Origin of the sequence: Mycobacterium sp. 852002-30065_SCH5024008 (genome assembly GCF_001665645.1) — a bacterium.
In the GTDB taxonomy this organism is placed as follows: Bacteria; Actinomycetota; Actinomycetes; order Mycobacteriales; family Mycobacteriaceae; genus Mycobacterium; species Mycobacterium paraffinicum.
Window position 1 is genome coordinate 25984 of sequence record NZ_LZSZ01000177.1, and the last position, 13269, is coordinate 39252.

Genomic DNA, 13269 nt, shown 5'->3' on the forward strand with positions numbered 1-13269 from the left:
CGGAGCCCGGCGATGCTGACCGCGGTCGACGGTCCCGTGCTGCGCGCGTGGGCATACCTGTCCCGGGTGGCCGAGCCGCCCTGCGCCGAGCTCGCCAGCCTGGTGCGATGTGTTGGTCCGGTGGAGGCGGCCGACCGGGTCCGCCGTGGACTGGTGGACGACGGCCTGGCGCGGCACACCGAAGCGCGGCGCGAAATCGACTGCGCCGCCGCCGACCTCGAGCTGCTCGCCCGCCGGGGCGGACGGTTGATCACCCCCGACGACGACGAGTGGCCGCTGCTGGCGTTCGCCGCGTTCGGGAATCTCCCGGCGAAAGCTCGCGGCGGGGCGCCGATGGTGTTGTGGGCGCAGGGCACGACCCGGCTCGACGAGGTCGCGCACCGCGCCGCCGCCGTGGTGGGCACACGGGCGGCGACGGCGTATGGCGAGCAGGTGGCCGAGGACCTTGCGGCGGGGCTGGCGCAACGCGAGGTCGCGGTCGTCTCCGGTGGCGCCTACGGCATCGACGGCGCGGCGCACCGGGCGGTGCTGAACGCGGACGGAATCACCGTGGCCGTTCTCGCCGGCGGGCTCGACATTCCGTATCCGGGTGGCCACGCGGCGTTGCTGCACCGCGTGGGGCAACACGGGCTGCTCTTCACCGAATACCCGCCCGGTGTCCGGCCGGCCCGCCACCGATTCCTGACCCGCAATCGCCTGGTGGCCGCCGTCGCGGGGGCCGCGGTGGTGGTGGAAGCCGGCCTGCGCAGCGGCGCCGCGAACACTGCCGCCTGGGCGAGGGCGCTGGGCCGGGTGGTGGCCGCCGTGCCCGGGCCCGTGACGTCGTCCGCGTCGGCCGGGTGCCATGCGCTGCTGCGCAACGGCGCCGAACTGGTGACCCGGGCCGACCACGTCGTCGAGCTGATCGGCCGCATCGGCGAGCTGGCGGCCGAGGAACCGCGCCCGGCGTCGGCGCTCGACGGGCTCAGCGACGACGAGCGCCGGGTGTACGAGGCGCTGCCGGGCCGCGGCGCCGCCACCGTCGAGCAACTCGCGGTCGCGTCGGGGCTGGCGCCCGAGCGGGTGTTGGGGCCGCTGGCGATCCTTGAGCTGGCCGGGTTGGTGCAGCGCCGCGAGGGCAAGTGGCGACTTTTCCGGGCCGCAACGGGTCAAGCTGCATCGACGACGCGGCTCGTATAGTCGACGGGGGTCGGGCGGGGACAGGAGGACAAGTGGCGGGTCGACCTTTGCAACGCTTCGAGGTTGTCGATACCAAGGAGCTCACACCGCACATGGTCGCGGTCGTGCTGGGCAGCAAGGACTTCGACGCCTTCGTGCCCAGCAAATTCACCGACTCCTACGTCAAGTTGGCGTTCGTCGCCGATGACGTCGACGTCGCGGACCTGCCCCAGCCGCTGACCCTGGACAGCTTCGCCGGCCTGCCCCCCGAGAAGAGGCCGTCGGTCCGGACCATGACCGTCCGGCACGTGGACGCGGCGGCCGGCGAAATCACGCTGAACATCGTCGTGCACGGCGAGCACGGGATCGCGGGCCAATGGGCCGCGGCGGCTCAGCCCGGCCAGCGGATCTACCTGATGGGCCCCGGCGGCGCCTACACACCCGATCCCGCCGCCGATTGGCATCTGCTGGCAGGCGACGAATCGGCGCTTCCGGCCATCGCCGCGGCGCTGGAGGCGTTGCCTCCCAGCGCCGTTGGCAAGGCGTTCATTGAGGTAGCGGGCCAGGAAGACGAGATTCCGCTGACCGCGCCGGAAGGCGTCGAGGTGCATTGGGTCTATCGCGGCGGGCGGGCCGATCTGGTCCCCGAGGACCGCGCGGGCGACCACGCCCCGCTCATCGAGGCGGTCACCACCACGCCGTGGCTGCCCGGTCAGGTACACGTCTTCATTCACGGCGAGGCGCAAAGCGTCATGCACAATCTGCGGCCCTACATCCGCAAGGAGCGCGGCGTGGACGCCAGGTGGGCGTCGTCCATCTCGGGTTACTGGCGTCGCGGCCGCACCGAAGAGACGTTTCGGCAATGGAAGAAAGAACTGGCCGAGGCGGAGGCCGGGGCCTCCTAGCGGATTCGTCGGCTTGAACGCCGGCTGGCATCCTCTACTCCCATGGCGCATTTCGGGGACTACCAGAACGAGATCTACTTCAAGGGCCTGGGCGGGATCGCGCCCGCGCTGCCGATGGCCTTCGCGGCGCTGGAAGCCCGGGCCGAGCGGGCCATGTCGCCGTCGGTGTGGTCCTACGTCACCGGTGGTGCCGGCGACGAGCGCACCCAGCGGGCCAATCGCGAGGCCTTCGACGGCTGGGGCTTGATGGCCCGCATGTTCGTCGGCGCCGCCGAGCGCGACCTGTCGGTGGAGATGTTCGGCCTGACGCTGCCGTCGCCGGTGTTCATGGCCCCGATCGGCGTCATCGGCATCTGTTCTCAAAACGGCCACGGCGACCTGGCCACCGCGCAAGCCGCAGCGGCCACCGGCGTCCCGATGGTCGTTTCCACCCTGACCGCCGACCCGTTGGAAGACGTTGCCGCCCAGTTCGGCGACACCCCCGGCTTTTTCCAGCTCTACACGCCGAAGAATCGCGAGCTCGCCGCCAGCCTGGTGCAGCGGGCGGAGGCCGCCGGCTACAAGGGCATCGTCGTCACGCTCGACACCTGGATTCCCGGTTGGCGCCCGCGCGACCTCACCACGGCCAACTTTCCGCAGTTGCGGGGATTGTGCCTGAGCAACTACACCAGCGATCCGGTCTTTCGCGCCGGCTTGCAGCGGCCGCCCGAGGAGGACCCGCAAGCCACTGTGCTGCAGTGGATCACGACGTTCGGCAATCCGTTGACGTGGGACGACCTTCCCTGGCTGCGGTCGCTGACCAAGCTGCCGCTCATCATCAAGGGCATCTGCCATCCCGACGACGCCCGGCGCGCCAAGGACGGCGGCGTCGACGGCATCTACTGCTCCAACCACGGTGGCCGGCAGGCCAACGGCGGCCTGCCCGCGCTTGATTGCCTGCCGGGTGTGGTCGAGGCCGCCGACGGTCTTCCGGTGCTGTTCGACTCCGGGGTCCGCAGCGGTGCCGACATCATCAAGGCGCTCGCGCTGGGCGCGACCGCGGTGGGCATCGGCCGCCCGTACGCGTACGGCCTGGCGCTCGGTGGGGTCGACGGCATCGTGCACGTGCTGCGGATGATGCTGGCCGAAGCCGACCTGATCATGGCCGTCGACGGATATCCCCAGCTCAAAGATCTCACCCCGGACACACTTCGGCGCGTCGACTGACAACCGCCCGCCCATGTCTGCGAGCGTGGGGGAGTGCCGGACAGCGAATCGATCCTCGAGGAGTTCGACGAATACCTGTCGCTGCAATGCGGCCGGTCAGCGCACACCCGTCGGGCCTACCTCGGCGACGTGCGCTCGCTGCTGACCTTTCTCGACGACCGCGGCGCCGGGCTGGACGGATTGAGCCTGCCGCTCTTGCGCTCGTGGTTGTCGGCCTCGGGGGCCGCCGGCGCGGCCCGCACGACGCTGGCCCGTCGCACCTCGGCGGTCAAGGCGTTCACCGCTTGGGCCGCGCGGCGCGGCCTGCTGGCCGCGGACCCGGCGGTCCGGCTGCAGGTGCCCAAGGCGCACCGCACCCTGCCGGCGGTGCTGCGCCAAGACCAGGCTCTCGACGCGATGGCTGCCGCGAAATCCGGTGCCCAACAAGGTGATCCGATGGCATTGCGGGACCGGCTGATCGTCGAGATGCTGTATGCCACCGGGATCCGCGTGAGCGAACTGTGCGGCCTGGACCTCGACGATGTGGACGCCGGGCATCGGCTGATCCGGGTATTGGGTAAGGGCAACAAGCAGCGCACCGTGCCGTTCGGGACACCGGCCGCCGAGGCGCTGCGCGCCTGGCTGGACGAGGGGCGGCCCGCCCTGGTGGCCGCCGAGTCGGGGCCGGCGCTGCTGCTGGGTGCGCGAGGGCGGCGGCTCGACGTCCGCCAGGCCCGCACCGTCGTGCACGAGACGGTGTCGGCGGTGGACGGCGCGCCCGACATGGGGCCGCACGGCCTGCGGCACAGCGCGGCCACGCACCTGCTGGAAGGCGGCGCCGACCTGCGCGTCGTGCAGGAACTGCTCGGCCATTCGAGCCTGGCGACCACCCAGCTCTACACCCATGTCGCCGTCTCGCGGTTGCGGGCGGTGCATGATCAGGCCCACCCGCGGGCATGACGCCCGCCCTCATCCCTGCAGCGGCTTGAGCCGGATCGGCGTCGACTTCACCAAACCCAGCGGATCCACATAGTGGGCGCCCGACGCCGGACCCCACATCGCGCCCCAGTGCAGGCACGCCGCGGGCCGGCAGCCGGGATGGCCGGCCACCAGCTCGCCGATCACGGTCTGGGCCGTTACCGGCTGGCCCACCCGAACAGCCGCCCGGACCGGCTCGTAGCTGGTGCGCAGCCCGCCCGGGTGGGCCAGCGAAACCACCGGCCGCCCCGCCAGCTGCCCGGCGAACACCACGGTGGCGGTGCCCGCCGCATACACCGGCTGACCTGCAGCCCCGGGCAGATCCACGCCCCGATGCCCGGGTTTCCAGTTCGGTGACGGGGCGTCGAATCCGCGGGCGACGGCCGGGGGCGGGCGCAACGGCCAATCCAGGCGAGCGTCGTCCGCAACCGCCGGCACCGCGCTGAGCACCGCCAGGCACAGCATCAGCCGCAAAACCCGTCGCATCGGCTCAGTTCATTGCCCCGCCTGCGCCCACACCACTCAGGGCGGGTCGGTGCTGTGCAAAACCACCAGCTGAGTCGGTGTAAACTCCTGGTCGCAGCTCGTTCGCGGGCTGACTTCGCGCGTCCGCCCCGCGTCTCCCGTTCCACAAGGAGTTCGCATCGCATGCCGGGCGGTCCCTTAACAGGGTCCGGCATCGCAGCAGGCGCCAGGGCCCGGCTTCACCCGATGCCGGGCGACAACCGACACAAGTTAGGCACGAGCATGGCCGTCGTAACCATGAAACAGCTGCTGGACAGCGGCACTCACTTCGGGCACCAGACCCGTCGTTGGAATCCCAAGATGAAGCGGTTCATCTTCACCGACCGCAACGGCATCTACATCATCGACCTACAGCAGACGCTGACCTACATCGACAAGGCGTACGAGTTCGTCAAGGAGACCGTCGCCCACGGCGGCAGCGTGATGTTCGTCGGCACCAAGAAGCAGGCACAGGAATCCGTCGCGGCCGAGGCGACCCGCGTCGGCATGCCCTACGTGAACCAGCGCTGGCTGGGCGGCATGCTGACCAACTTCTCCACGGTGCACAAGCGCCTGCAGCGCCTCAAGGAGCTCGAGGCGATGGAGCAGACCGGCGGCTTCGAGGGCCGCACCAAGAAAGAAATCCTGATGCTGACCCGGGAGAAGAACAAGCTGGAGCGCAGCCTGGGCGGTATCCGCGACATGGCCAAGGTGCCGTCGGCGATCTGGGTCGTCGACACGAACAAAGAGCACATCGCCGTCGGCGAGGCCCGCAAGCTGGGCATCCCGGTCATCGCGATCCTGGACACCAACTGCGACCCCGACGAGGTCGACTACCCGATCCCCGGGAACGACGACGCGATCCGCTCGGCAGCGCTGCTGACCAAGGTGATCGCCTCCGCGGTTGCCGAGGGCCTGCAGGCCCGCGCCGGCGTTGGCCGCACCGACGGCAAGCCCGAGGTTGAGGCCGCCGAGCCGCTGCCCGAATGGGAGCAGGAACTGCTGGCCTCCGCTGCTGCCAGCGCCCCCACCGATGTCGCTGCGGGCGCACCCGAATCGACCCCTGAACCCTCCTAAGGAAGGCTGATCATTGGCCAACTTCACCGCCGCCGACGTCAAGAAGCTTCGGGAGCTCACCGGCGCCGGCATGCTCGACTGCAAGAACGCGCTGGCCGAGAGTGACGGCGACTTCGACAAGGCCGTCGAGGCGTTGCGCATCAAGGGCGCCAAGGACGTCGGTAAGCGCGCCGAGCGCGCCACGGCCGAAGGTCTGGTCGCGGCCAAGGGTGGCGCGCTGATCGAGCTGAACTCCGAGACCGACTTCGTCGCCAAGAACGCCGAGTTCCAGAAGCTCGCCGATGACATCGTCGCGGCGGCTTCCGAATCCAAGGCCACCGATGTCGAGGCGCTCAAGGCTGCCGCTACGGGCGGTAAGACGGTCGAGCAGGCCATCGCCGACCTGTCGGCCAAGATCGGCGAAAAGCTCGAGTTGCGCCGTGTCGCGTACTTCGACGGCACCGTCGAGGCCTACCTGCACAAGCGGGCGGCGGACCTGCCACCCGCTGTCGGCGTGCTGGTGGAATACAGCGGCTCCGACGTCGAGGCCGCGCACTCGGTCGCGCTGCAGATCGCCGCGCTCAAGGCGCGCTTCCTGTCGCGCGACGACGTCCCCGAGGACGTCGTGGCCAGCGAGCGCCGCATCGCCGAGGAGACGGCCAAGGCCGAGGGCAAGCCGGAGCAGGCGCTGCCCAAGATCGTCGAAGGCCGGCTGAACGGCTTCTTCAAGGACTCCGTGCTGCTGGAGCAGCCCTCGGTGTCCGACAGCAAGAAGACGGTCAAGGCCCTGCTCGACGAAGCCGGCGTGACGGTGACGCGGTTCGTGCGCTTCGAGGTGGGCCAGGCCTAAGCCCCGCGCGGGCGCGGGCTAGCGTCGGTTACATGCGACACGTGCATGCGTTCGGTGACGACGCCCTCGGTGATCTGGACGCGGTCGGCCTCGCCCACGCGATACAGGCCGGCTGGGTCAGCAGGGCGGAGGTGGTCGAGGCCGCCATCGCCCGCACCGAGGCCGTCGATCCGATCCTCAACGGCCTGGCCTATGCGGCCTTCCAGCAGGCCAGGACCGCCCCCGCGGCGAACGGCTTCTTCGACGGCGTCCCGACGTTCCTCAAGGACAACGTCGACATCGCCGGCCAGCCGACGATGCACGGCACCGACGCGTGGACGCCGTGGAATGCCACCTCCGACGGCGCATTCACCCGGTTGTTCCTGGCCACCGGGCTGGCCCCGGTGGGCAAGACGCAGTTGTCGGAATTCGGTTTCAGCGCGTCGGCCGAACACCCCCGGCTGGGGCCGGTCCGCAACCCGTGGAACACCGACTACAGCGCCGGCGCATCCTCATCGGGCTCGGCTGCGTTCGTTGCCGCCGGCGTGGTGCCGATCGCCCACGCCAACGACGGCGGCGGCTCCATCCGCATCCCTGCCGCCTGCAACGGGCTTGTCGGGCTGAAGCCGTCGCGTGGGCGGCTACCGCTGGACGCCCACCTGCGCCGGATGCCGGTGGGCATCGTCGCCAACGGTGTGGTGACCCGTTCGGTGCGTGACACGGCGGCGTTCTACCGGGAGGCCGAACGAATTTGGCGTAATCCGAAACTGGCACCGGTCGGCGACGTCGCCGGGCCCGGCAGGCAGCGGCTGCGGATCGCCGTGCTGACCCGTTCGGTGCAACGCGACTGCAGCCCCCAGGTGCGCGAGCTGGCGCTGAAGTCCGCCGGCCTTCTCGAGGAGCTGGGGCACCGCGTCGAATACCTCGACGAGCCCCCGGTGCCGGCCAGCTTCGTCGACGATTTCGTCCTTTACTGGGGATTTCTCGCGCTGGCCCAGGTGCGCAGCGGGCGGCACATGTTCGGCAAGACGTTCGACCGCGGCCGGCTGGACAGTCTGACGCTCGGGCTGGAGCGACACACCGCCCGCAACATTCATCGGCTGCCGCTGGCGATCATGCGCCTGCGCCGAATCCGCATGCGTACCGCACAATTCTTCGGTACCTACGACGTCGTGCTGACCCCGACGCTCGCCGACGAGACGCCCCGCATCGGCTATCTGGCACCCACCGACTACCACCAGGTCATCGAGCGACTGATCGACTGGGTCTCGTTCACCCCGCTGCAGAACGTCACCGGCGAGCCGGCGATCTCACTTCCGTTGGCGCAGTCCGACGAAGGCATGCCGGTGGGCATGATGTTCTCGACCAACATCGGGCAGGAGGCGCTACTGCTCGAGCTGGCCTACGAACTCGAAGAGGCCCGACCATGGGCCCGGATCCAAAACGCTTGACGCGTAGTCCGAGGCGGCGACCCGCTTCGCCCGGCTTCGCCGCGCTCGCGATCGCCGCGGGTCAGTCGGACCCGAGCTTGTCGAGCATCCGCTTGAAGTCGCGCTGTTGAGTTTCGGTCAGCTTGGCCAGGATGCGCGCATCGGCGGTCCGCACCGCGCCTTCGGCGCGCTTAAGCAGGGCGCGGCCCTGACCGGTCAGCGTGGCCGGTAGCGCGCGACCGCTGGACACCGATGTCGGCCGAGCCACGGCGCCAATGTCTTCCAGCTTGCGCAGCACCGTGTTCATCGCCTGCGGTGTCACGCCGGCCTGCCGAGACAGTTCGGCGCTCGACATCCCCGGAACCAGGGAAAGCATGCGGAGGCAGACGAATTCGGGCAGCGTCAGGCCGAGCGGGCCCAACACCGCGGAAACCTCCGGTCGCAGCAGGCTGGCCACCCGGTACAGCAGGTAACCAAGCGGGGCGTCTTCGGCCTGAACCATGTCAATGATATTGACATATTTTCGGGCTCTGGACGCGACTTCGCGGTGCGAAGTGGTGATTGCCGGCCCGTCAGTGGGGTAACCGGAATGTCACTCGTACCGCGCGGGCGTATCAGGAGGTTTTCATGCCCAAGACGACGAAAGGCGGCAAGCCGAAGAAGGACGAACTGCCGAGCACTTTGCAGCGTTCCAACGCCAAAGCGCAACGGACGTTCGCGAAAACGCATGACGCGGCCGCCGACGAATACGGCAGCGAAGAGCGCGCCCACCGGGTGGCGTATTCCGCCCTCAAGCACAGCTTCGAAAAGATCGGCGATCATTGGGAGCCCAAAGAAGAGAAGGGGCCGTCCGACGAGCGCGCCAAGAGCGGCGGGCCGCGTGCCTCCGGCGCGACCGCCGAGGGTGTGGACGCCAACGCGAGCAAGAAGCACCTGCTTGACGTGGCCCGCCGGCTCGACGTGCGGGGGCGGTCGACGATGAGCAAGGCGGAGTTGGTCGACGCGATCAAGAAGCACAACCGCCGGGTCCGCGGCCGCTGAGAAAGGCGTTCCAGGTCGCGCGCCGATGTGACCGAGACGTCACCCCGGGGCCGCGTTTAGCGCCACGGCCACCGGGCATCCCGACAGCCATGGTTGCGTCCACTACTCCCAGTCAGCTGCGTCAATGCTTCACCGATGTGGACTTTCCGGCGAACAAACAGGATCTGCTCGACGCCGCCGGTCGCAATGGCTGCGACGACCACACGATCCGCGCCCTGCGAAGCATTCCCCCCGAGACCTACAACAATGCCGCCCAGGTCGCCGCGTCGGTCACCATCATCGACGATCGCGACGTCCGGGACGCCGACAAGGCCGCGGCTCGTCGCTCCCACACCAAGCCAGGGCTGGCCGAAAACGCAAAAGACATCCCCGCTTCGAGCCCGATCGTCGAGGAACTGGGCGAGAACCGGGGCTCCTGAACCGTCCGCAAGAGCAAAAACGATGCGGCGCTAGAGAATTGGCCGGCCTCCGGTGACGGCCACCCGCGCGCCGGAGATGTAACTCGCGTCGTCGGAGGCCAACAGCACGTAGATCGGCGCGAGTTCGGCGGGCTGGCCGGCGCGGCCCAGCGGCGTGTTGTCGCCGAACGACTCGACGCTGTCCGGGGGCATGGTCGAGGGAATCAGCGGTGTCCAGATGGGGCCGGGCGCGACGCTGTTCACCCGAATCCCTTTCTCGCCCAGCAACTGAGCGAGGCTGGCCGAGAAGTTGGCGATCGCGGCCTTGGTGGCGGCGTAGGGCGCCAGCGTTGGATTGGGCGTGTCGGAGTTGACCGACGAACTGCCGATGATCGACGCCCCCGCGTTCATGTGTGGCACCGCCGCCTTGGTGAGATAAAAATATGCGCCGACATTGAGCCGGAACGTGTAATCCCATTCCTCATCGCTGATTTCGTCGAGGTTCTTGTGCATCATCTGGTAGGCGGCATTGTTGACCAGGATGTCGATGCCGCCGAATTCTTCGACGGCCCGGTCGACGACGGCGCGGCAATGCGCAGCATCGGAAAGGTCGCCGGACACCAGTACGCATTTGCGCCCGGCGTCTTCCACGTACCGCGCGACGTCGCGGGCGTCGTCGTCCTCGTTGAGGTAGGAGATCAGCACGTCGGCGCCTTCGCGCGCGAAAGCGATAGCGACCGCGCGCCCGATACCGCTGTCACCCCCGGTGATGATCGCCCTTTTGCCGGTGAGCTTTCCCGAGCCCCGGTAAGTGTTTTCGCCGCAGTCGGGCACGGGGTTCATCCGGCCCTGCACACCGGGGGCGGTTTGTTGCTGAGGCGCAAAACCCATCTGATTCCTCGATTCGTGGTCGAAAATGCCGGTTCACGGTTCGTATGTCACCGGGCGGGCTGTGGGGACGTCGGGGTCGTCGGCGGCCGGCGGCTCGGGATCGCGCCATTCCTCGGCGCGACGGGCCGGTTACCGCGCAGCGTGCCTCCAATTCGTGCTTGAGCTCGTCCTCGCGCGGACTGTGCTTAGAGCTTCCGCGTTCCATGGACGGCCCCTGTCGTCTGGTCGGATTTCTCCCGCTCCGACTACCCGCCACCGTGCGCGCTAATCGGGCGCCCAGAGCCCGACGACGTTGTCGTTGCCACAGTCATTCAACGTGAATAGCGATACGGATGTTAAAAGCTGATGCGAAAGATGCTGTCCAGCAAAGCAACACCATTTCGCCAGCTAGCCGGCTGAAAATTACGAATAAACGGGCGCATATGTTTAAAGCGGGCAGCAAGGGGCTATTTGCGGCCTATGTGCGTATTGCCCTTCTGGGGGGCGATTGTTCGACACGAAAGGAAATGAGCAATGAAGGTCACCAAGACCGCGCTGAAGACAGCTGCCGCTGCCGGGGGGATAGCGGCGGCAGGCATTTTCGCCGCGGTGCCGGCTTCTGCCGCGCCGCCCAACATCCAGGGCTTCGGCACCAGTGAGCAACTCGTGGACGGGCCGCTGATCACCAACTACACGGTGAGCAACCTGCAGCCGAGCAACGTCTCGATTCCCGGCTACACGCCCAAGGGGACGCTCTACCAGGCGGACGTCACCGCTCGGTCGGACGGCGGGCTCGTGACCCCGATGGTCAAGGACTTCATCGCCCGCGGGCCCAACGGCCAGAACTACCGGGTGATCGACAAGGTGGGGGCCCCTAATGGCCTCAACCCGGCGCCGATCCCGCAGGGTAGCGAGTCGACCGGGACGCTGTACTTCGACGTGACCGGCGCGCCGCCCAACGGCGTGGCCTACAACGACGGGATGCAAGACATCCTGATGTGGACGTCGAACGTGCAGGGCAGCTCTGCGCCCGGCGCTCCGAGCCCGAGCCCGGCACCGGGTGCGCCGCCCAGCCCGGCTCACACCTGATCCCGCTTGCGGATATCTCCCCGCGTCGCGCATGCGACGCGGGGAGGTGCTTTTGGCAGCCGGGTGTTGCGTCGTGTGGGCATGAATCGGGTACACCGTACCCATGAGTAACCCAGATCACAGGCCAGCCGAAGTACGCGAACAAGCGCGACTGAACGCCGAGCGGGCGCGGGCGGCGATGGAGGATCGCCGCAGCGGTCAGGGCGGGGGACTGAGCGGCTGGGTCGCCGAGCGCGCCGGTCGGTGGGACCTCCGCGGCCAGGAAGAGGCCGCCCTGCAGCGGCAGAAGTATCTGTGGAATGTGCTGGTGGACTACTGGTTTCGCATGGAGATCGACGGCTGGGAGAACGTCCCGGAGCCGCCGGTTCTGCTGGTGGGAATCCACTCCGGCGCTCCCTTCGTCTGGGATGCCTGGACCGTCGGTCTGCAATGGTGGCGGCGCTTCGGGCAGGAACGCCCGCTGCACGGTACGGCCCACGACGCGTTGATGGCGATTCCGGTGATCGGCCGGTACTTCCGGTCGATGGGTGTGCTTCCGGCCGCCCCGGACGCGATCGCCACCGCCCTGGCCGAAGGGCGCGACGTTGCACTGTGGCCCGGTGGGGAGGTGGACTCCCTGCGCCCGTGGACCGAGCGCGACCAGGCCAACCTGGCGGGCCGAAAAGGCTTCGTGAAGATGGCGATTCGGGCCGGCGTGCCCGTCGTGCCGATCGCGACGGTCGGCGGCGCCGACGCCATGCCCGTGCTGATTCGCGGCGACAAGCTGTCGAAGGCCTTGCAGCTGGACCGCCTGCTGCGCCTCAAAGTGTTCCCCTTGGCGATCTCGCTGCCGTGGGGGATCGCGCCGGCGGCACTTCCGCAGCTGCCGCTACCGGCCAAGATCAGGACCCGGTTCATGCCCGCCGTGCAGCTCGACCACGATCCCGCACGCGCGGAGGACGAAGCGTACATCGACCGCAAGTACCGCGAGATCCAGGACGCCATCCAGGACGGCATGGACGCGCTCGCGCGCAAGCGCGCCTTCCCGCTCTTCGGCTGACCAATCTCGAAGTCCTTCTCGGGCAGGGCGATTCGCGCTCAGCGCGTCACTGCGCGACCGGGTCCCTGGCGGAATCCGTCGGCGCCAATGTCAGCGTCGGCTCGCTGATGATCCATTCCGGATGCGGTGGGGTCGCAGCCATGTAGCCGACACCTCGGACGGTGTCCACCATCGACTGATGTCGGGGTCCGAGCTTGGCGCGCAGCCGCCGGATGTGGACGTCGACCGAACGGACTCGGCCGTTGCTGTCATAGCCCCACGCCTCGTGCATCAGGCGGGTTCGGGTGAATGGCCGACCGGCATGCTGCACAAGGAAATTCAGCAGTTTGAACTCGGTCAGCGTCAAACCAAGGTCCTTGCCTTCCAGCGATCCGGTGAAGCTGGTCGGGTGCAAGAGCAGGGCGCCGAACCGCAAACTGCCGTTGATTATGCTGCGCCGCAGCGCAATCGCCCGCTGCAGCCGCTCCTGCAGCTCGTCGAAGTCGGTCCCCGGCGGTATGACGTCGTCGACGTTCCAGTCCACGTCCTCCGTCACGCCGTCGGCCGGCGCCACCAACGCCACCACGGCGGTGGCGGGGGCATCGGTTGTCAGGCGCCGGCAGGCCGCCGCCGCGGCCGCGAGGTTGCCTCGAGCGTCGACGATGGCGACGTCGCCGGCTTCGACCGGCCCCTGGCCGTCACTTATAAGGGGCGCGCGCCGCATGATTCGCCCGAACGAAGTCAGGGGCGGCAGGGCGTGCTCGAAGTCGTCCGCGTCGGTCAGCAGTAGAACGTCCAACGACATCTC

14 protein-coding genes and 1 pseudogene are annotated in these 13269 nt (G+C 68.6%); 11 read left to right on the forward strand and 4 right to left on the reverse strand.

From position 1 onward, the window contains the following. Positions 1-12: 12 nt before the first annotated feature. The 4 genes from dprA to A5781_RS22915 are packed head-to-tail and all read left to right on the forward strand — an operon-like array spanning position 13 to position 4208. On the forward strand, positions 13-1179 hold the full coding sequence (gene dprA, locus A5781_RS22900; protein WP_067212380.1) for a DNA-processing protein DprA: 1167 nt from the start codon (positions 13-15) through the stop codon (positions 1177-1179). A gap of 32 nt (positions 1180-1211) precedes the next feature. Then, positions 1212-2063 carry a siderophore-interacting protein gene (locus A5781_RS22905; protein WP_067212381.1) on the forward strand — a complete coding sequence of 284 codons (852 nt, stop codon included), beginning with the start codon at positions 1212-1214 and terminating at the stop codon, positions 2061-2063. Between the two features lie 42 nt (positions 2064-2105). Next, the gene (locus tag A5781_RS22910) at positions 2106-3269 is read left to right on the forward strand and encodes an alpha-hydroxy-acid oxidizing protein (RefSeq protein ID WP_067212383.1); all 1164 of its coding nucleotides are present in this window, start codon (positions 2106-2108) and stop codon (positions 3267-3269) included. A gap of 33 nt (positions 3270-3302) precedes the next feature. Further along, positions 3303-4208: a tyrosine recombinase XerC gene (locus A5781_RS22915; protein WP_067212392.1), complete on the forward strand. Its 906-nt coding sequence runs from the start codon at positions 3303-3305 to the stop codon at positions 4206-4208. 18 nt (positions 4209-4226) lie between these two features. Here A5781_RS22915 and A5781_RS22920 read toward each other — a convergent pair. Continuing rightward, positions 4227-4712: pseudogene (locus A5781_RS22920) on the reverse strand (M23 family metallopeptidase); the annotation flags it as partial. A gap of 261 nt (positions 4713-4973) precedes the next feature. On the opposite strand from A5781_RS22920, the gene rpsB reads away from it, so the two are divergent. From rpsB to A5781_RS22935, 3 genes are read left to right on the forward strand one after another with little or no spacing between them, the layout of a single operon-like run. Continuing rightward, a complete protein-coding gene (gene rpsB, locus A5781_RS22925; RefSeq protein ID WP_067212517.1) occupies positions 4974-5807 on the forward strand; it encodes a 30S ribosomal protein S2 in 834 nt (277 codons plus the stop codon). A 13-nt stretch (positions 5808-5820) separates the two neighbouring features. Further along, complete coding sequence (gene tsf, locus A5781_RS22930; protein WP_067212397.1) at positions 5821-6636, forward strand: translation elongation factor Ts; 816 nt, start codon at positions 5821-5823, stop codon at positions 6634-6636. 32 nt (positions 6637-6668) lie between these two features. Further along, complete coding sequence (locus A5781_RS22935; RefSeq protein WP_067212399.1) at positions 6669-8066, forward strand: amidase; 1398 nt, start codon at positions 6669-6671, stop codon at positions 8064-8066. Between the two features lie 61 nt (positions 8067-8127). On the opposite strand, the gene A5781_RS22940 is transcribed toward A5781_RS22935, so the two are convergent. Then, positions 8128-8547, reverse strand: coding sequence for a MarR family winged helix-turn-helix transcriptional regulator (locus A5781_RS22940; RefSeq protein ID WP_066952628.1), 420 nt, complete (start codon positions 8545-8547; stop codon positions 8128-8130). A gap of 125 nt (positions 8548-8672) precedes the next feature. On the opposite strand from A5781_RS22940, the gene A5781_RS22945 reads away from it, so the two are divergent. Together A5781_RS22945 and A5781_RS22950 are read left to right on the forward strand one after the other, a co-directional pair. After that, the gene (locus A5781_RS22945; protein ID WP_067212401.1) at positions 8673-9086 is read left to right on the forward strand and encodes a ChaB family protein; all 414 of its coding nucleotides are present in this window, start codon (positions 8673-8675) and stop codon (positions 9084-9086) included. 89 nt (positions 9087-9175) lie between these two features. Beyond that, the gene (locus A5781_RS22950) at positions 9176-9505 is read left to right on the forward strand and encodes a DUF2795 domain-containing protein (RefSeq protein WP_067212404.1); all 330 of its coding nucleotides are present in this window, start codon (positions 9176-9178) and stop codon (positions 9503-9505) included. 30 nt (positions 9506-9535) lie between these two features. Here the strand turns inward: A5781_RS22950 and A5781_RS22955 are convergent, their stop codons facing one another. Further along, a complete protein-coding gene (locus A5781_RS22955; protein WP_067212407.1) occupies positions 9536-10375 on the reverse strand; it encodes a glucose 1-dehydrogenase in 840 nt (279 codons plus the stop codon). Positions 10376-10888: 513 nt separating this feature from the next. Between A5781_RS22955 and A5781_RS22960 the strand changes: the two genes are divergently transcribed. After that, positions 10889-11443 carry an MPT63 family protein gene (locus A5781_RS22960; RefSeq protein ID WP_067212411.1) on the forward strand — a complete coding sequence of 185 codons (555 nt, stop codon included), beginning with the start codon at positions 10889-10891 and terminating at the stop codon, positions 11441-11443. Positions 11444-11546: 103 nt separating this feature from the next. Then, entirely contained in the window at positions 11547-12482 is a 936-nt protein-coding gene (locus A5781_RS22965; RefSeq protein WP_067212415.1) for a lysophospholipid acyltransferase family protein, read from the forward strand. 46 nt (positions 12483-12528) lie between these two features. Here the strand turns inward: A5781_RS22965 and A5781_RS22970 are convergent, their stop codons facing one another. Continuing rightward, positions 12529-13266, reverse strand: coding sequence for a response regulator transcription factor (locus tag A5781_RS22970; protein ID WP_067212418.1), 738 nt, complete (start codon positions 13264-13266; stop codon positions 12529-12531). Positions 13267-13269: the final 3 nt, after the last annotated feature.